General features: G+C 41.9%; 18 protein-coding genes. 17 read left to right on the forward strand and 1 reads right to left on the reverse strand.

Annotation, left to right across the window (positions count from 1 at the left end; all coding sequences use genetic code 11):
• Positions 1-3 precede the first annotated feature (3 nt).
• From rnpA to Q4492_RS09840, 16 genes are all read left to right on the forward strand, one after another.
• Positions 4-375 carry a ribonuclease P protein component gene (rnpA, locus tag Q4492_RS09765; protein ID WP_303417411.1) on the forward strand — a complete coding sequence of 124 codons (372 nt, stop codon included), beginning with the start codon at positions 4-6 and terminating at the stop codon, positions 373-375.
• Between the two features lie 15 nt (positions 376-390).
• Positions 391-2,040, forward strand: coding sequence for a membrane protein insertase YidC (gene yidC, locus Q4492_RS09770; protein WP_303417413.1), 1,650 nt, complete (start codon positions 391-393; stop codon positions 2,038-2,040).
• Positions 2,041-2,171: 131 nt separating this feature from the next.
• Entirely contained in the window at positions 2,172-3,539 is a 1,368-nt protein-coding gene (mnmE, locus tag Q4492_RS09775; protein ID WP_303417415.1) for a tRNA uridine-5-carboxymethylaminomethyl(34) synthesis GTPase MnmE, read from the forward strand.
• Positions 3,540-4,928: 1,389 nt separating this feature from the next.
• On the forward strand, positions 4,929-6,839 hold the full coding sequence (gene mnmG, locus Q4492_RS09780) for a tRNA uridine-5-carboxymethylaminomethyl(34) synthesis enzyme MnmG (RefSeq protein WP_303417418.1): 1,911 nt from the start codon (positions 4,929-4,931) through the stop codon (positions 6,837-6,839).
• On the forward strand, positions 6,839-7,477 hold the full coding sequence (gene rsmG / locus Q4492_RS09785; RefSeq protein WP_303417420.1) for a 16S rRNA (guanine(527)-N(7))-methyltransferase RsmG: 639 nt from the start codon (positions 6,839-6,841) through the stop codon (positions 7,475-7,477). Before mnmG ends, rsmG begins: the two co-directional genes overlap by 1 nt.
• Before the next feature lie 2 nt (positions 7,478-7,479).
• Positions 7,480-8,274 (forward strand): ParA family protein, encoded by a 795-nt coding sequence (locus tag Q4492_RS09790; RefSeq protein WP_303417421.1) that lies wholly within the window; start codon positions 7,480-7,482, stop codon positions 8,272-8,274.
• A 3-nt stretch (positions 8,275-8,277) separates the two neighbouring features.
• On the forward strand, positions 8,278-9,156 hold the full coding sequence (locus Q4492_RS09795) for a ParB/RepB/Spo0J family partition protein (protein WP_303417422.1): 879 nt from the start codon (positions 8,278-8,280) through the stop codon (positions 9,154-9,156).
• Between the two features lie 195 nt (positions 9,157-9,351).
• Positions 9,352-9,771, forward strand: a complete 420-nt coding sequence (locus Q4492_RS09800; protein WP_303417423.1) for an ATP synthase subunit I — start codon at positions 9,352-9,354, stop codon at positions 9,769-9,771.
• Positions 9,772-9,787: 16 nt separating this feature from the next.
• Positions 9,788-10,633 (forward strand): F0F1 ATP synthase subunit A, encoded by an 846-nt coding sequence (gene atpB, locus Q4492_RS09805; RefSeq protein WP_303417424.1) that lies wholly within the window; start codon positions 9,788-9,790, stop codon positions 10,631-10,633.
• Between the two features lie 75 nt (positions 10,634-10,708).
• The gene (gene atpE / locus Q4492_RS09810) at positions 10,709-10,948 is read left to right on the forward strand and encodes a F0F1 ATP synthase subunit C (protein ID WP_197462808.1); all 240 of its coding nucleotides are present in this window, start codon (positions 10,709-10,711) and stop codon (positions 10,946-10,948) included.
• Positions 10,949-11,009: 61 nt separating this feature from the next.
• Positions 11,010-11,480 carry a F0F1 ATP synthase subunit B gene (locus Q4492_RS09815; RefSeq protein ID WP_303417426.1) on the forward strand — a complete coding sequence of 157 codons (471 nt, stop codon included), beginning with the start codon at positions 11,010-11,012 and terminating at the stop codon, positions 11,478-11,480.
• Between the two features lie 14 nt (positions 11,481-11,494).
• Positions 11,495-12,028 carry a F0F1 ATP synthase subunit delta gene (locus Q4492_RS09820; protein WP_303417427.1) on the forward strand — a complete coding sequence of 178 codons (534 nt, stop codon included), beginning with the start codon at positions 11,495-11,497 and terminating at the stop codon, positions 12,026-12,028.
• A gap of 12 nt (positions 12,029-12,040) precedes the next feature.
• Positions 12,041-13,585, forward strand: a complete 1,545-nt coding sequence (gene atpA / locus Q4492_RS09825) for a F0F1 ATP synthase subunit alpha (protein ID WP_303417429.1) — start codon at positions 12,041-12,043, stop codon at positions 13,583-13,585.
• A 78-nt stretch (positions 13,586-13,663) separates the two neighbouring features.
• Positions 13,664-14,527, forward strand: a complete 864-nt coding sequence (gene atpG / locus Q4492_RS09830; RefSeq protein ID WP_067867942.1) for a F0F1 ATP synthase subunit gamma — start codon at positions 13,664-13,666, stop codon at positions 14,525-14,527.
• A gap of 36 nt (positions 14,528-14,563) precedes the next feature.
• Positions 14,564-15,940 (forward strand): F0F1 ATP synthase subunit beta, encoded by a 1,377-nt coding sequence (gene atpD / locus Q4492_RS09835; RefSeq protein WP_303417433.1) that lies wholly within the window; start codon positions 14,564-14,566, stop codon positions 15,938-15,940.
• A 32-nt stretch (positions 15,941-15,972) separates the two neighbouring features.
• On the forward strand, positions 15,973-16,398 hold the full coding sequence (locus Q4492_RS09840) for a F0F1 ATP synthase subunit epsilon (RefSeq protein WP_067867948.1): 426 nt from the start codon (positions 15,973-15,975) through the stop codon (positions 16,396-16,398).
• 118 nt (positions 16,399-16,516) lie between these two features.
• On the opposite strand, the gene Q4492_RS09845 is transcribed toward Q4492_RS09840, so the two are convergent.
• Positions 16,517-17,257, reverse strand: coding sequence for a TrmB family transcriptional regulator (locus Q4492_RS09845; RefSeq protein ID WP_303417436.1), 741 nt, complete (start codon positions 17,255-17,257; stop codon positions 16,517-16,519).
• A gap of 117 nt (positions 17,258-17,374) precedes the next feature.
• Here Q4492_RS09845 and glmU point away from each other — a divergent pair, with 117 nt between their 5' ends.
• Positions 17,375-18,748, forward strand: coding sequence for a bifunctional UDP-N-acetylglucosamine diphosphorylase/glucosamine-1-phosphate N-acetyltransferase GlmU (glmU, locus tag Q4492_RS09850; RefSeq protein ID WP_303417438.1), 1,374 nt, complete (start codon positions 17,375-17,377; stop codon positions 18,746-18,748).
• Positions 18,749-18,751 lie beyond the last annotated feature (3 nt).

The following is an 18,751-nucleotide window of genomic DNA, read 5'->3' on the forward strand; positions in this document are numbered from 1 at the left end:
TGAATGACCGAATTCAGTTACCCACGCCGGTTACGTTTGTTGACCGGCCGGGACTTTCAACGTGTGTTTGACGACGTACAGTTGAAGGTACCAGACCAGCCTCTCCTCATACTTTCTCGCCCCAATGATCTTGACCAAGCTCGAATTGGTTTCGTTATTTCTAAAAAAAATGTTCGTCAAGCGGTGAAACGTAACCGTGTTCGGCGTATCATTCGCGAATCATTTCGTCTGAATCAACATGATTTACCTGCTGTGGACATCATTATCCTTGCTCGAAAGGGTCTAGGAGAGATGGAAAATCAAGACGTCCACAAGCTGATGAAGAAATGCTGGTCCCGATTAAATAATAAATCGAGAAAGTTAAAGAAAACCTGATTTGGTCCCTAACCCATGGATGTACAGCGCATTATTCTTATTGGAGCACTTTGCCTGATCAGCTACATGCTGGTGCTACAATGGAACCAAGATTACGGTCAGCAACCTCAAGCTGAGCAAGTAACAACCTCTGTTTCTGCTTATGAAACACAACCCGCAGTGTCTGATCTGCCGGCGGCAGTAGAGGCAACAGCTCAAGCTGGTGATCTACCAGCAACAGCAGCTCAAGCTCAGAAAGCATCTCTAGTTGAGGTGAAAACTGACGTATTGAATGTAACTATAGATACTAAAGGCGGCGACATTATTCAGGTATCTTTACCTGAATATAAAGCAGTACTAGGTTCTGAGCTTCCATTCGTATTACTTGAGCAAACAGCAGAACGTACTTACGTTTCTCAGAGTGGTCTAGTTGGTAAAAATGGTCCAGATGCAAGTGCAAATGGCCGCCCAACTTATTCTATCTCTCAGAGTGAATTTATCTTAGACGATCAAGATTCTCTCTCTATTGATTTAACTTACGTTACTGAAAACGCGGTTCAGATCACTAAGCGTTATACCTTTAATAAAGGTTCCTACGAAATCGGCCTTGAATTCATCGTTAACAACCAGTCTGAAGAAAGCTGGTCTGCTAACCTGTTTGGTCAGATTAAACGTGATAAAAGTGCAGATCCTACATCAACAACTGATATGGGCATGCAATCTTATTTAGGTCCGGTTTTCTCTACACAAGAGAGTAACTACACTAAATACGACTTTGATGACATCGATGAAAAGCAGTTTAAAGAGAAAAGCTTAGATGGCTGGGTAGCTATGTCCCAGCACTATTTCTTAAGTGCTTGGATTCCAGAGAAGGGTGCCGAATATAACTACCAAACTCGTAAGTTGAACGGTAATTATATTGCAGGTTTCCTATCTCCTGATTTCACTGTAGCTGCAGGCGATAGCAAAACAGTAAGTGCTAACTTCTACGCAGGTCCTAAAGATCAGGACATTATGGAAATGGCTGATGAAAACCTTAAGCTAACTGTAGATTACGGTGTGCTTTGGTGGATCGCTTCTCCTCTATATATGTTGCTTAAATGGATCCACGGCATAGTTGGTAACTGGGGTCTTGCGATCATAGGTATCACTATTCTTGTGAAAGCTGCTTTGTTCCAACTAAACGCAAAAGCTTTCAAGTCTATGGCTAAAATGCGTAAGTTTGGCCCTGAGATGACTCGTCTTAAAGAGCTTTATGGTGATGACCGCCAGAAGATGTCTTCAGAGATGATGAAGCTTTACCAAAAGGAAAAAATCAATCCTTTGGGTGGTTGTTTACCTATTGTTGCTCAGATGCCGATCTTTATTGCTCTTTACTGGGTACTAATGGAGTCTGTCGACCTTAGACAAGCTGAGTTCCTATACCTAGCGGATCTATCGGTTAAAGATCCATACTTCATCCTACCGATTATTATGGGTGCAAGTATGTTTATTCAGCAGATGTTGAACCCAACACCTCCAGATCCAATGCAGGCGAAGATCATGAAGATGCTACCCATCATGTTCACTTTCTTCTTCCTTTGGTTCCCAGCAGGTCTAACCCTTTACTGGGTGGTGAACAACGTGCTGTCTATAGCTCAGCAATATGTGATCAATAAGCAGATTGAAGCGGGAACCGATAAGTAGATATTACTTAGATAACCCGCTAACAAAAAGCCGCTAACAATTAGCGGCTTTTTTGTGCCTGATCGTTCTATCTTAAAGTGATAGACTGCGCACACTTAGGATTGATTAGAAAGAATCTGTAGAGAGACACTATGACACTTACCGCCAAAGATACGATTACCGCTCAAGCTACCCCTCCCGGTCGTGGTGGTGTTGGTATCGTCCGAATTTCAGGCCCTTTGGCCAAAGAGATTGCGACACAGGTTCTTAAAACAGAACTTAAGCCCCGTTATGCCTATTATGGCCCTTTTTTTGATGACAACGGGTTAGAGATAGACCAGGGGATTGCTCTCTATTTTCCCGGACCTAATTCTTTTACCGGTGAAGATATATTAGAGCTACAAGGTCACGGCGGCCCAGTGATAGTCGATTTAATCTTAAGACGAGCGATAGAATTAGGCGCTCGTTTAGCTAAACCGGGTGAATTTTCAGAACGGGCTTTCCTGAATGATAAGTTAGATCTTGCTCAGGCAGAGGCTATAGCTGACCTGATAGATAGCTCATCTGAACAAGCCGCTCGCTGCGCTATCCGCTCCCTACAAGGTGAATTTTCAAACCGTATACATGAATTGGTAGAAGCTTTAATCCTGTTACGCATCTATGTAGAAGCCGCTATTGATTTCCCCGAAGAGGAGATCGATTTCCTCGCCGATGGCAAAGTCCTTAACGATCTTAATAAGATTCTTGAAAAAATTGCGAATGTTCAAACCGAAGCTAAACAAGGCAGTTTACTACGTGAAGGTATGAACGTAGTGATCGCGGGTAGACCGAATGCGGGTAAATCAAGTTTACTTAATGCCTTAGCCGGACGAGAAACCGCTATAGTCACAGATATCGCAGGAACAACTCGAGATGTACTGAGGGAGCATATTCATATTGATGGTATGCCACTGCATATTATTGATACAGCTGGTCTACGGGATGCACCTGATGAAGTTGAGCGTATAGGTATCGACCGCGCATGGCAGGAGATAAAAAAGGCCGATCTTGTTTTATTGATGGTTGATAGCCAATCAACAGAAACAGATAATCCAGAAAAAATATGGCCTGAATTTGTTCACCAATTACCCGATTCAAGCAAAATTACCGTCATCAGAAATAAAGCTGATCTTAGCGGTGAAACAATCGGTATTATCGAAGCACAAAATCATACAACCATCACCTTATCCGCTAAATCTCAAATCGGTGTAGATCTACTGCGTGAGCACTTAAAACAGTGCATGGGCTTTAGTGCAACGACGGAAGGCGGTTTTATGGCAAGACGACGCCATCTTGATGCACTAGAACGGGCCCACGCATTACTACGTATTGGACAAACACAGTTAGAAGTCAATGGAGCAGGGGAGCTGCTTGCTGAAGATCTCCGTCAAGCTCAACACACTTTAAACGAAATTACCGGGGCCTTTTCATCAGATGACCTACTAGGTCGAATTTTTAGCTCTTTCTGCATAGGGAAGTGATTAATCACTTACAATACACCTCTTATAGGTAGGTGCAAAAAATAGCTTAATAAATCACCTAATCCAATACAAAAGGCCGCTAATAACGCGGTCTTTTTTAGGTATAAAATAAAGTTATTTAATAAAAACTAAGTAACTTTTTTCTGTATTTAAAAGCTAGCAATAACTGATTCCAATTGTTCCATATCTGTATACATCTTACCGACCTAAGTTTCTAACTCCTAACTCAGTACTCATAGATTGAGTATTGCTTGCTTCAGAGTGAATACTCATCAAACGATCCTTTAACTGCCAGAAGATTGTATCTGCTGCTCCGCTACCGTATCTGCAGATTCATATCATTACCTGAATATAGAACGCAACGGATTGGCAGTAACCTGTAAACGATTCACGCTCTCTTCAGCAGTTTATTTACCACTATTCATAGCACTTGAAAGGTGGCCAATTTCACTCTGTAAACTAGATATTTTACCTTGAATATCTTTTGTGGCTTGTTCAGTTCGAGATAATTTTTTACTGCTGGAGCCTATTAATTAAACTCTATATCACTTTAATTTTGAGAGTTAAATCCACTATTTGTGATTGATCCATAAATCATAAAAAGTAGCTTTATAACAACAATTAAATGAATAAGTTTAATGTTAAATTGATATTCACTGAATAATATTAATATAAAATACTTATAACTCTATCTACCTACGATACAAAAGCCATAAAACAGGAAAATTGCTAAGTTTTTCCTATATAAAGTTATACATATAAATCCCCCTCTCTTGCACAAGTATATAAAATGTTACTCCCATCTTATCCACAGAACGAATTGTATAAAAAACACCTTAAAATAAACTTTTAACTATGAAAACAATAATTTAATCTTTATTTATCAAATAGATAAGAATAAATTAAGAATAATTATCTCTAAATAAAAATAAAATAATAAATTACCTAAAAATCTTATCTACAGAAGCTGTGCACAAACTGTATGAGGATAGTTAAGTAACATAGGGATAAAGATGTGGATAATTACCCCTGTGGATAAGCAGCCTATATATCCACAACTTACACTAAGCCTTTGCAGACAATGTATCCACCTTTAGATACCCTTTATCATTGCTGTAATACTTTGAAATATAAGGATAATATTAAGTTACCACCAGAAAAGTGCCTGCTTAATAGTAATCATTAAAATAAGAAAACATATATATAATCTTTAAATAATATAATTCTTTATATAAAAAAGACTTCTCAATGAGTTGTATAAAAAACGTTCATTCCTAATAGGGTGAAGTGCAGGTATAATCAGCGTCCATTTCAAAACCCGTATACAACACAAGTGCTTAAGAAGTCTTAATCAGATCTAACAGCATTCTTTTTAGAGGTAATACAACAGTGGATTTTCCAACCCACTTTGATGTCATTGTTATTGGTGGTGGCCATGCAGGAACTGAAGCTGCATTAGCATCAGCACGTACTGGTGCAAAAACATTACTGTTAACCCATAACATTGAAACCTTAGGTCAAATGTCCTGTAACCCAGCGATCGGGGGTATTGGTAAAAGTCATTTGGTTAAGGAGATTGATGCGTTAGATGGAGCTATGGCTTGTGCTACAGACAAAGGCGGAATTCAATTTAGAACATTGAATTCACGTAAAGGACCAGCGGTTCGAGCAACAAGAGCCCAAGCTGATCGTATTCTTTACAAAGCAGCGGTAAGACAAATACTTGAAAACCAACCTAATTTAGATATTTTTCAGCAATCAGCTGATGATCTAATTATTGAAGGTGAATCGGTAAGAGGGGTTGTTACCCAAACAGGTATACGTTTTAAAGCAAAATCTGTAGTGCTTACCGCAGGAACCTTCCTTGGCGGTGTAATTCATATAGGTTTAGAAAATCATTCAGGTGGACGGGCAGGGGATCCTCCTTCCATCGCTTTAGCTCAACGTTTACGTGAGTTACCCTTTAGAGTTGATCGTTTAAAAACTGGCACACCTCCAAGAATTGATGCGCGAAGTGTAGATTTTTCTGTTATGCAAGAGCAGCCAGGTGATACGCCTACACCGGTTATGTCTTACATGGGTAAATTAAGTGATCATCCAGAGCAAATTAGTTGCTATATCACTTATACCAATGAACGAACCCATGACATTTTACGTAGTGGTTTAGATCGATCACCTATGTACACCGGTGTGATCGAAGGTGTGGGACCGCGTTACTGTCCATCAATTGAAGATAAAATAATGCGTTTTGCTGATAAAGATCAGCATCAAGTTTTTGTTGAACCTGAAGGTTTAACAACCCATGAGCTTTATCCGAATGGCATTTCAACAAGCTTGCCATTTGATATTCAGTTAGCAGCGGTTCAATCGATTCGTGGCTTTGAAAACGCCCATATTGTTCGTCCTGGTTATGCCATTGAATATGATTTTTTCAATCCTCAGGATTTAAAGCATACCCTTGAAACTAAATATATGGATGGTTTGTACTTCGCAGGCCAAATCAATGGCACAACAGGTTATGAAGAAGCCGGAGCACAAGGGCTATTAGCTGGAGCAAACGCAGCGCTAAGAGCTCTAGATAAAGATCAATGGTATCCCCGTAGGGATGAAGCTTATATTGGTGTATTGGTAGATGATCTGATCACTTTAGGTACTTCTGAACCTTATCGAATGTTTACCAGCCGTGCTGAGTACCGTCTTATTTTAAGAGAAGATAATGCAGATCTTCGTTTAACTGAAAAAGGTAGAGAGCTTGGTTTAGTTGGCGATGAACGTTGGCAGGCATTTTGTGAAAAACGTGAATCTATTGAACGTGAGCAACAACGCTTAAAAGAGACTTGGATTCAACCAGGATCAGCTGAAGCTGATCAATTAGCACCTAAGCTTAAATCGCCACTATCGCGAGAATATAATCTTTCTGATCTGCTAAAGCGTCCAGAACTTAGCTATGCAGATATTGCTAATTTGAAAGGTGAAGGTGTAAACAATAGTCAAGTATCTGAACAGGTTGAAATTCACAATAAATACGCAGGATATATTGATCGTCAGAAAGATGAGATCGAGCAGATGCGTCGTCAGGAGAATACATTATTACCTGAAGGTTTTGATTATGATCAGGTCGGAGGATTATCCAATGAACTTAAAGCTAAATTAAAAGATGTTCGCCCTGAAACTATTTCGCAAGCCTCTAGAATTCAAGGTATGACTCCAGCTGCTATATCATTACTGCTGGTTTATTTGAAAAAGCATCAATTGAGCAAAAAGCAAACAACCGATAAATCAGAGCAGGTTGCTAGTTAATGAATCAGTTCGCACAAGGTGATTTAGAATCTGCACTTAAAAAGGGCATTAAAACCTTAGGTTTAGATATTAGTGAGCAGCAAATAGACCTATTGATTAACTATTTACACCTACTTATCAAATGGAATAAAGCGTATAACTTAACCGCGGTCAGAAAGCCGCTGGATATGGTTAATCGTCATTTGTTAGATAGTTTGAGTATAGTGCCATATATCCAAGGTAAACGAATTATAGATGTAGGCAGTGGCCCCGGACTTCCCGGCATACCTCTTGCTATATGTTATCCGGAGTTATCGGTTACTACATTGGATAGTAATGGCAAAAAAACACGCTTTCAGCAGCAAGTTAAAACTGAGTTATCGCTTGAAAATTTGACGATTGTTAATGATCGTGTTGAAAATTGTCAGTTTGAGCCTTTCGATCAGGTTATATCTAGAGCTTTTGCATCAATCGAAGATATGATCAACTGGACTCATCAGCTTTGTGAGAAAGAGGGTATTTTTCTTGCAATGAAAGGACTGTATCCTGAAGACGAACTATCAGTATTACCTGATGGTTTCGAATTAAAAACCTGTCACCGCTTACAAGTACCAGAAACAGAAGGTGAAAGGCATTTGCTAGTTTTAGGGAGACGCTAGGCGTGGCAAAGATCTTAACGATCACAAACCAGAAAGGAGGCGTAGGTAAAACAACGACCTGCGTAAATCTGGCTGCTTCATTGGCTGCTACAAAAAAACGAGTACTCTTGGTAGACCTTGATCCTCAAGGTAACGCGAGTATGGGTAGTGGTGTTGATAAACATACATTAGAAAATACAGTGTATGAGGTTTTAACCGATAAAGTTCATATAAGTGAAGCAATTGTTAAGGATACTGTCGGCGGATACGATCTAATTGGCTCTAATGGCGATCTAACCGCAGCAGAAGTTGAACTGCTTCAAATTCCACGTCGTGAATTTCGCCTCAAAATGGCACTAATCGACGTTGATGATGATTATGATTATGTATTGATAGACAATCCGCCCTCACTCAATCTACTTACGGTGAATGCGTTGGCATCCTCAGCTGGTGTGATAATACCTATGCAATGTGAATATTATGCATTGGAAGGTATATCAGCACTGATTGGTACTATTGATAAAATTAATAAACGTTTAAATCCTGTTCTAAAAATAGAGGGGATTTTACGTACAATGTTTGACCCGCGGATGAGTCTGACAAAAGATGTGTCATCTCACCTCGTTGAATATTTTGGTGATAAAGTTTATCGCACTGTTATACCAAGAAATATTAGGTTAGCTGAGGCGCCAAGTCATGGTTTACCGGCTCTTTTGTACGATAAAAACTCCCGCGGTGCCGTTGCATATTTAGCATTGGCTGGTGAACTTATTCGCCGTACCAAGTTGGAAGAAAAAGAACAATCACAGGAAGCATAGTTAATGGCTAAAAAGCGTGGTCTAGGAAAAGGTCTGGATGCTCTTTTATCGAGTGTTAGTGATGTTGAAGATAATGTTTCAACTCAAGGTGCAGAATCATTAGATGGTTATCGTTTACTAGCTGTTGATGTGATTCAGCGTGGACGCTATCAGCCTAGACGCGATATTGAACCTCAAGCGCTTGAGGAGCTTTCTAACTCAATTAAAGCGCAAGGGGTTATGCAACCTATTGTTGTTCGCCCGATCGACTCTGATCGTTATGAAATTATTGCAGGTGAACGTCGCTGGCGTGCAACACAGATGGCAGGATTAGTTGAAATTCCTGCTATTGTGAAAGATGTTCCCGATGAAGCTGCGATCGCAATGGCGCTGATAGAGAATATTCAGCGTGAGAATCTAAACCCAATTGAAGAAGCGATCTCTCTTCAACGTCTAAAAGATGAATTTGAGTTAACTCAACAAGAAGTTGCTGATGCGGTTGGCAAATCCCGTTCAGCAGTTACAAACCTTCTTCGCTTAATGAAATTAGGCGATGAAGTTAAGAAAATGCTTGAATATGGTGACCTTGAAATGGGTCATGCACGTGCCTTACTCGCTCTTGATGGCGATCTACAATTACAGGCTGCTCAGGAAATTTCTGGTCAAGGTATGTCTGTACGTCAAACTGAAGCTTTGGTTAAGAAAATTCAACAAGGTGGCGAACCTAGCCCTGAGAAAATTAAACCGGAGCCAAACCCTCGTCTAAGTGAATTAGCCGGTGAGTTATCTATACGTTTTGCCACTAATGTTGCGGTTAGTGAAAATGCTAAAGGTAAAGGCAAAATCACTATCAATTATGATGATGCTGAAACCTTAGAAACTATACTGTCTTTATTGAAATAAGAGCATAAGTACTACTTTCGCACTTAATAAAACTGACTTATAGCATTATCTGCTAAGACATTAGTGCAAATGCTCAAACTGACTGTTGTCTCTTAAGCCTTAAGCCCATATAATCGGCACGCATTTTGGGCTATATGTGCGCCAAGATAGAGCGTGTTAAGAAACGCGATAAAAATAGTTTAAAGGTTTTACTCAATGACAACGGACAAAGCTAATCGAAAGCAAGGTGTCCATAGTCGTAAAACTCGAGAGAAAATTTTTAGAGTTTTCTTAATACAGGCAGTTTTATGTGTGATTTTATCAGCAATATTTTTGCTAGATAGTTTAGTAAGCGCATGGTCTGCTTTGTTAGGTGGAGGCTTATACCTTATACCTAATATTTATTTTGCCCATCGTGCTCTGAGTTTTCGCGATAAACAAAGCGCGGGAAGAGCATTAGCCGAAATGTACGTGAGCCAAATATGGAAAATGGGAATAAGCATTCTGGGGTTTTCAGCGGTGTTTATTTTGATTCAACCTCTGAATCCATTTTCCTTATTTGGCACATTCATCTTGATGCAGGTATCAGCGTGGTTTGCTCAGATGAAATTAAATAACAGATTCCTAAAACTTTGAACGAGAGAGACTGAGAATGGCTAGTGGAACGCAAACATCCTCAGAGTATATTTCCCACCACCTAACGAACCTTACGTTTGGTAGTCACCCTGTAAACGGTATGAGCTTTGCTCATAACGCTCAGGAAGCTGCTGAAATGGGTTTTTGGGCAATCAATGTAGATACTTTGGGCTGGTCTATTGCCCTAGGTGTTCTATTCACTTGGTTGTTCCGTAAAGTAGCAAAAACAGCTACTTCAGGTGTACCGGGTAGTACTCAAAACTTTGTCGAAACGATCATCGAATTTGTTGATGAAAACGTTAAAGGCATTTTCCACCATAAAAATGATCTGATTGCACCTTTATCATTGACCATTTTTGTGTGGATTTTCCTCATGAATACAATGGATTTGATCCCTGTTGATTGGATTCCATTTGTTGCTGGTCAAATTGGCGCTAGTTTTGGTGCTGACCCTCATCACGTCTATATGAAAGTAGTACCTACAACAGACGTGAATGCAACAGCGGGTATGGCATTAAGTGTATTTGCCCTGATTATTTTTTACAGCATTAAACAGAAAGGTTTGGGTGGTTTCTTAGCTGAACTATCATTCCAGCCTTTAGGTAAATGGATGCTTCCATTTAACCTGTTCTTAGAACTTGTCGGATTGTTAGCTAAGCCTATATCACTGGCGCTGCGACTGTTCGGTAACATGTACGCTGGTGAAATGATCTTCATCCTGATCGCTTTACTACCGTTCTGGGCGCAGTGGGTACTCTCTGTACCTTGGGCAATTTTCCATATCCTGGTAATTACCCTGCAGGCGTTCATCTTCATGGTCCTAACAATTGTTTATATGGCTATGGCGTATGATCACCACTAGGTGGTTATAGATAAAGAAAAGTAGTAAAAAACCGAATTTTTAGAAATTTTTTTAAATTTAAAACTTAAAGTGGAGATAAAACTGATGGAAATGGCATTGCTGTACATCGCTGGTGCGCTGATGTTGGGTCTAGGCAGCGTGGGTGCTGCGGTTGGTATCGGTATCCTAGGTGGTAAATTCCTAGAAGGTGCTGCTCGTCAACCTGAGCTGATCCCTCTTCTACGTACGCAGTTCTTCATCGTAATGGGTCTAGTAGATGCTGTACCTATGATCGGTGTGGGTCTTGGTCTGTACGTACTGTTCGCTGTTGCGTAAGTAACTACAAGTCGTAAGACTGACTTGTCGATTAACTTAATCAACCGCGAGAGGTAATGGCGTGAATATCAATCTAACCATCATTGGTCAGGCCATCGCTTTCTTTATTTTTGTTGTTTTCTGCATGAAATTTGTATGGCCTCCAATTACGGCCGCACTAGCAGAGCGCAAAAAGAAGATTGCAGAAGGTCTGGACGCTGCTGATCGTGCTGAGCGTGATTTACAGTTGGCTCAAGAAAAAGCAACTGAAAATATGCGTAAAGGCAAAGAAGAAGCAGCCGCCATCATTGAACAGGCCAACAAGCGGGCTAACCAGATCATCGAAGAAGCTAAAGAGAAAGCTGTTGAAGAAGCAGGTCGTGTTAAAGCGGCAGCAACAGCTGAACTAGAACAAGAAGTTAACCAAGCACGTGAAGCATTACGTGGCCAGGTTGCTACTCTAGCCCTAGCAGGCGCAGAGAAAATTCTAGAAGCATCTATTGATGAAAAGGCACATGCACAGCTTGTTGAAAAACTGGCCGCTGAGCTTTAAAGCGAGGTTTAACGATGGCTGAAGTCAACACTGTCGCTCGGCCTTATACCAAAGCTGCTTTTGAGTATGCAATGGATAAGGGTAACCTTGATCAGTGGTCCGCTACACTTTCATTAGCTGCAGCTGCAGCTAATGATGAAAAGGTAGCGAGTGTACTGAGTAACCCTGCTCTTACAAACACACAAAAAGCTGACGTTATGGTTAGCATTTGTGAAGATGCAGATGAGGCGGGTAAGAATTTCCTTAAGCTTCTAGCTGGGAACAAACGTTTGGCATTATTGCCTGAGATTTCTGCGCAGTTTAATAAACTGAAAGCGAATCAAGAAAAGTCACTAGATATTGAAGTGACAACGGCGTTTGAACTGCTAGATGAACAGCAGGAAAAACTTGCACAGGCACTGAAAACCAAACTAGGTCGTGATGTAACACTGACCTCTCAAATAGATAAATCTATTTTGGGTGGTGTAGTAGTTCGTACAGACGATTTAGTGATCGACGGCTCCGTTCGTGCTCGACTTGCGAAATTGGCCGAAGCGATGAATTCCTGAGGGGAATAAAGCATGCAGCAACTGAATCCTTCTGAGATCAGTGAGATTCTCAAGAAGCGCATTGAAAACATCGATGTGACTTCAGAAGCCCGTAATGAGGGCACTGTAGTTAGCGTTTCCGATGGTATCATTACGATCCACGGACTTGCTGACGTAATGTACGGGGAAATGATCGAATTTCCTGGCGGTATCTATGGTATGGCTCTTAACCTTGAGCGTGATTCCGTAGGTGCTGTTGTATTGGGCGACTACCAGAACCTAGTAGAGGGTGCGACTGCACGTTGTACTGGTCGTATTTTGGAAGTGCCAATTGGTCCGGAACTGCAGGGTCGCGTAGTCGACGCTCTGGGTAACCCGATCGATGGTAAAGGTCCAATCGAAACTAAATTAACTGACGCTGTAGAAAAGGTTGCACCTGGTGTAATCGAACGTCAGGGTGTTGATCAGCCAGTACAGACTGGTCTGAAAGCAATCGATTCCATGGTGCCAGTTGGCCGTGGTCAGCGTGAGCTGATCATTGGTGACCGCCAGATTGGTAAATCTGCGATTGCTATCGACGCTATCATCAACCAGAAAAATACAGGCGTTAAATGTATTTACGTAGCCGTAGGCCAGAAACAGTCTACTATCGCTAACGTTGTACGTAAGCTTGAAGAGCACGGCGCAATGGATCACACCATTGTTGTTGCTGCCGGTGCCGCTGATCCTGCAGCAATGCAGTTCTTGGCTCCTTATGCTGGTTGTACAATGGGTGAATACTTCCGTGACCGTGGTGAAGACGCTCTGATCGTATACGATGACCTGACTAAACAGGCATGGGCTTACCGTCAGATCTCTCTATTGTTACGTCGTCCACCAGGACGTGAAGCATACCCAGGTGACGTATTCTACTTGCATTCTCGTCTACTAGAGCGTGCTTCGCGTGTTAACGCTGACTACGTTGAGAAATTCACTAATGGTGAAGTTAAAGGCCAAACAGGTTCTTTAACATCTCTACCTGTAATCGAAACACAGGGCGGTGACGTTTCTGCGTTCGTACCAACAAACGTAATCTCCATCACTGATGGTCAGATCTTCCTAGAATCTGATCTATTCAACTCAGGTGTACGTCCAGCAATCAACGCTGGTCTATCGGTATCTCGAGTAGGTGGTGCAGCTCAGACTAAAATCATCAAGAAGCTAGGTGGCGGTGTTCGTCTAGCATTGGCTCAGTACCGTGAGCTAGCAGCGTTCGCACAGTTCGCTTCTGACCTTGATGATGCGACTCGTGCTCAGCTTGAGCATGGTCAGGCTGTAACTGAGCTTATGAAGCAGAAGCAGTACTCACCAATGTCAATTGCTGACATGGGTTTGAGCCTGTTCGCTGCTAACGAAGGTTACCTATCTGGTGTGGAATTGAACAAGATTCTAGACTTTGAAGCTGCATTGATCTCTTTCTTCAACAGCGAATACGCTGATCTGATGGCTGATATCAATAAGTCTGGCGCATACTCTGATGAGATCGCTGCACAGTTCAAAGCTGGCATTGAAAAGTTCAAGTCTACTCAAACTTGGTAAGAGCTCGTTACGAGTGAGTGATCTGCATGAGTTTATTCATGCAGATCTAACACTAAGTCAAGGTTAATAGGCGGAACTATGGCAGTCGGAAAAGAGATTAAGACAAAGATTGCGAGTGTGCAGAGCACGAGGAAGATTACCAGCGCTATGGAAATGGTTGCTGCTTCTAAGATGCGTAAAGCACAGGATCGCATGGAGTCATCTCGGCCGTACGCCCGGAGTATCCGTGGTGTAATTCAGCACCTAGCCGGGTCTAATCCTGAGTACAAACATCTGTACATGCAGGAGAGAGAGACTAAACGCGTTGGTTTCATTGTTGTTGCAACCGACCGTGGCTTGTGTGGTGGTTTGAACGTGAATGCGTTCAAAGCAGCTGTTAAAAGCATGAAAGAGTTCCATGATCAAAATATCGAAATCGATATTTGTTCACTAGGCAGCAAATCTGCAACGTTCTTTAAGAACTATGGCGGAAATGTAGTTGCTGCTAAATCACACCTAGGTGACGCACCGGAAGTTGCTGATCTAATTGGTGCGGTGAAGGTCATGCTTGATGCTTACGATGAAGGAAAACTGGATAAAGTGTTTGTTGTATCTAACGAATTCGTTAATACAATGACCCAGTCACCGGCTATCGAACAGGTGCTTCCACTTAAGGCAGAAGATGACGATGAACGTCTCAATCATCATTGGGATTACCTTTACGAACCTGATGCTAGAGAGCTTCTAAATGGCTTACTAGTACGTTACGTAGAGTCCTTGGTCTATCAGGCCGTGGTTGAGAACAATGCCTGTGAACAGGCAGCACGAATGCTAGCAATGAAAAATGCAACAGATAATGCTGGCGATATGATAAACGAGCTTGAAATGATTTATAACAAGGCTCGTCAAGCGGCGATTACTCAGGAAATATCTGAGATCGTTAGTGGTGCTGCGGCTGTTTAATGCAGTAAACAGGTTCAATTTTAAGAGGATCCGAACATGAGTAGCGGAACTATTGTTCAGATTATCGGCGCTGTAGTAGACGTGGAATTCCCACGTGACTCAGTACCGAAGATTTATGACGCGTTGACAGTCGGTAAAACTGGCTTGACACTAGAAGTTCAGCAGCAGCTGGGTGATGGTGTTGTACGCGCGATTGCAATGGGCCAAACCGAAGGCGTAAGCCGCGGCTGGGAAGTAGCGAACACTAATGCACCAATTTCTGTACCTGTAGGTACAGCAACATTGGGTCGTATTATGGACGTTCTTGGTAACCCAATTGATGAATGTGGCGCTATTGGTGAAGAGACGCGTATGCCGATCCACCGTAAAGCCCCTTCATACGAAGAGCAGTCAGCTTCTAACGATCTTTTGGAAACAGGTATCAAGGTAATTGACTTGGTATGCCCGTTTGCGAAAGGTGGTAAAGTTGGTTTGTTTGGTGGTGCCGGTGTAGGTAAAACAGTAAACATGATGGAGCTGATCCGTAATATCGCGATCGAGCACTCAGGTTTCTCTGTATTTGCTGGTGTAGGTGAGCGTACTCGTGAGGGTAACGACTTCTACTATGAGATGAAAGAATCCAACGTATTGGATAAAGTATCTCTAGTATACGGCCAGATGAATGAGCCTCCAGGTAACCGTCTTCGCGTAGCGTTGACTGGTCTTACTATGGCGGAAGCTTTCCGTGACGAAGGTCGTGACGTATTGTTGTTCGTTGACAACATCTACCGTTACACTCTTGCGGGAACCGAGGTATCTGCACTGCTAGGCCGTATGCCTTCAGCGGTAGGTTACCAGCCAACACTAGCGGAAGAGATGGGTGTTCTTCAGGAACGTATCACTTCTACTAAAACTGGTTCTATCACATCTATCCAGGCGGTATACGTACCAGCGGATGACTTGACTGACCCGTCTCCAGCGACAACCTTCTCACATCTTGATGCGACAGTAGTATTGTCTCGTCAGATCGCAGAATTGGGTATCTACCCCGCGGTTGACCCACTGGATTCAACATCACGTCAGCTTGATCCATTGGTTATCGGCCAAGAGCATTATGATATTGCTCGTCAGGTGCAGGGTGTTCTTCAGCGTTATAAAGAGCTGAAAGATATCATCGCTATCTTGGGTATGGATGAGTTGTCTGAAGAAGACAAACAGGTTGTAACGCGTGCTCGTAAGATTCAGCGTTTCCTATCTCAGCCATTCTTCGTTGCTGAAGTATTCACTGGTTCTCCAGGTAAATACGTATCTCTTAAAGATACAATCAGCGGCTTTAAAGGTATCCTTGAAGGACAGTACGACGACCTACCAGAACAAGCGTTCTACATGGTTGGCGGTATGGACGAAGCGATCGAAAAAGCTAAAAACATGTAAATGTTTTTAGCTAACCTTTACGAGGTATAAATATGGCTATGACTGTTCATTGCGACATCGTTAGTGCTGAGAATGAAATTTTCTCTGGCCTGATTGAATTCGTATCCGTAACAGGTAGCCTGGGTGACTTGGGTGTTTACCCAGGTCACGCTCCGCTTCTGACGGAACTGAAACCAGGACCTGTCGAATTACGTAAACAGGGTGGCGAACAGGATATTTTTTATGTATCCGGTGGCTTCTTTGAGGTTCAACCTCATAAGGTAACTATTCTTGCAGACACAGCTTTGCATGCAGCAGACCTTAATGAAGCAGCAGCGCAAGAAGCTCAGAAAGATGCTGAGCAAGCTATAGCGAATAAAACTTCCGAGTTTGAATACTCGAAAGCCGCTACACAGCTTGCAGAAGCAGCAGCTCAGCTTCGTACTCTACAGGAGATTCGTAAAAAGCTGGGTCGTTAAGATCTCTTTTTACAATCTACAAGTCAAAAGGCAACCCTCGGGTTGCCTTTTTCGTTTGTGGGAGATCTTTCCCCTAGAGCGATTATACCTAAGGTTGCATCAGCACAGAGTTGGCCTTCTAGAGTAATCGCCATAAGGTATCAAAGATGATTTTCTGTGCAGTCGCTACTTCCGCTGAATTAATCACTACAGCGGTTGGATAGTTGTCAGAAGCAAGTGAGATAATTGCACATTTAGGTGGGTAGATAGCTATATAGGCAGCATCAACTTTCCCTTCAGTTTTTATCCATTTACGTTCTGATAACTCCGCATCCTCCCCACCATCTCCTATAGCTATCACTTGTACGCTAATACCACGTTGTATGCGTTGATTTGTGAAGTTTGGGAAGGGTCGATAGAGGTGCTTTCTAATCGGCTTAGAGGAGAAGACTGAGTAGCTATCTCGCTCTGAGTTGGTCACTGAGCTGAGGATATCTTTTAACACATGTTCAATACCATTATCCCCCTCATAAAATTGAACATTGGCGGTGTTAAAATCGGGTTTAAGGTGTTGTAGTTCAGGGATGATGCTTTGTTTTAGCGTATCTATAGCGCGTTCAATACCTGAACGACGCTCTTCTGCTAACTGCAATAAATAATCAGGATCTACTGGAGAAAATAATCGTCTTCTTCCTTTAGGTAAATAGGTAACGATCCCTTTTCCCTGCATCTCTTTAAGGCTTTCATATGTACTACCACGATTAATGCCAGATTTATCAGCAATTGATCTGATAGAACTTGCTCCAAGTGATAGAAGAGCTTTATAAATCGCTATTTCACGTGGGGTTAGGCCAAGTAATTCAAATATTTCATTATTCATAATTGTCATAAAATTTGTGACAAAAGGGATTGTGTGAAACTATTATTACTTTAAAGTTAAGCGATAATAAAGTAGTAATTATCAATAAGGCGCTAGCCACAAGGAAAGTTGGACATTATGTCAGTTGACGTTGTCATTTTAGCTGCAGGTCAGGGCAGCCGTATGAAATCAAACCTGCCGAAAGTGCTTCATAAAGTAGGGGGTAAAGCGATGGTGCAGCATGTGATTGATGCGGCATCAAAAATGAAAGATGTGATCACCCATGTGGTCATCGGCCATGGGGCAGAACTGCTACGAGAATCCTTGGCAGGACAAACCCTTAATTTTGCATTACAAGCTGAGCAGAAAGGTACAGGCCATGCGGTTGCTCAAGCAATGCCTTCTGTTGCTGAAGATAGCGTTGTTCTTGTTCTTTATGGTGATGTTCCCTTAACTCAACCGGCAACAATGAATCAGATGGTTGAGTTAGCTAAACAAGATAATTTTGCATTACTTACGGTTAACCTTAATGATCCTACAGGCTACGGACGTATTGTTCGCAATGGAGAAGGTTCTGTTACTGCGATTGTTGAGCATAAAGATGCGACAGCGGAACAACATCTAATAAAAGAAGTGAATACTGGTATTTTAGCGGTTAAAAGTCGCTATCTTCGAGAATGGTTGCCGAAATTATCATCAGAAAATGCCCAAGGCGAATATTATCTAACGGATATTATTGCGATGGCTGCAGAGCAAGGTCTAGTTATTAAAACTATTCAGCCGGACGCCGAAGAGGAAGTTCAGGGGGTTAATAACCGTATCCAGTTGGCTGAGTTAGAACGCTGGTATCAGTTACAACAAGCTGAACAGTTGATGTTATCGGGCGCCACTTTAGCCGACCCTAAACGTATAGATGTGAGGGGCAATGTAAATTGTGGCCAAGATATCATTTTGGATATCAATATCGTTTTTGAAGGCGAAGTGACGCTAGGCGATCAGGTTGTTATTGAACCAAACTGTTTTTTGAAAAACTGTACTATTGGTAAAGGTTCTTACATAAAAGCAAATACAGTGATTGAAGGTGCTATTGTTGGTGAATCCTGTGATATAGGTCCTTTTGCGCGTTTACGTCCAGGAACTTTATTAGCGAATAATGCCAAAGTGGGTAACTTTGTCGAAACTAAAAAAGCAATTGTTGGCGAAGGTTCTAAGATCAACCATCTCTCTTACATTGGTGATGCAATCTTAGGTGATAACGTCAATATTGGTGCTGGTACGATTACTTGTAATTATGATGGCGTCAACAAATCGACGACAGAGATCGCTGATAATGCTTTTATCGGATCTAACACCGCACTAGTGGCACCGGTTAAGATCGGTAAGATGTCGACTATAGGCGCTGGATCAACGATTAGCCGAGATGTTGAAGAGGATGAGCTAGCGCTTACGCGGGCTAAACAAATATCCTTCAATAACTGGAAGCGTCCTACAAAATTGAATAAAGAGAACTAAATT

The organism is Neptuniibacter sp. 1_MG-2023 (assembly GCF_030547185.1).
In the GTDB taxonomy this organism is placed as follows: Bacteria; Pseudomonadota; Gammaproteobacteria; order Pseudomonadales; family Balneatricaceae; genus Neptuniibacter.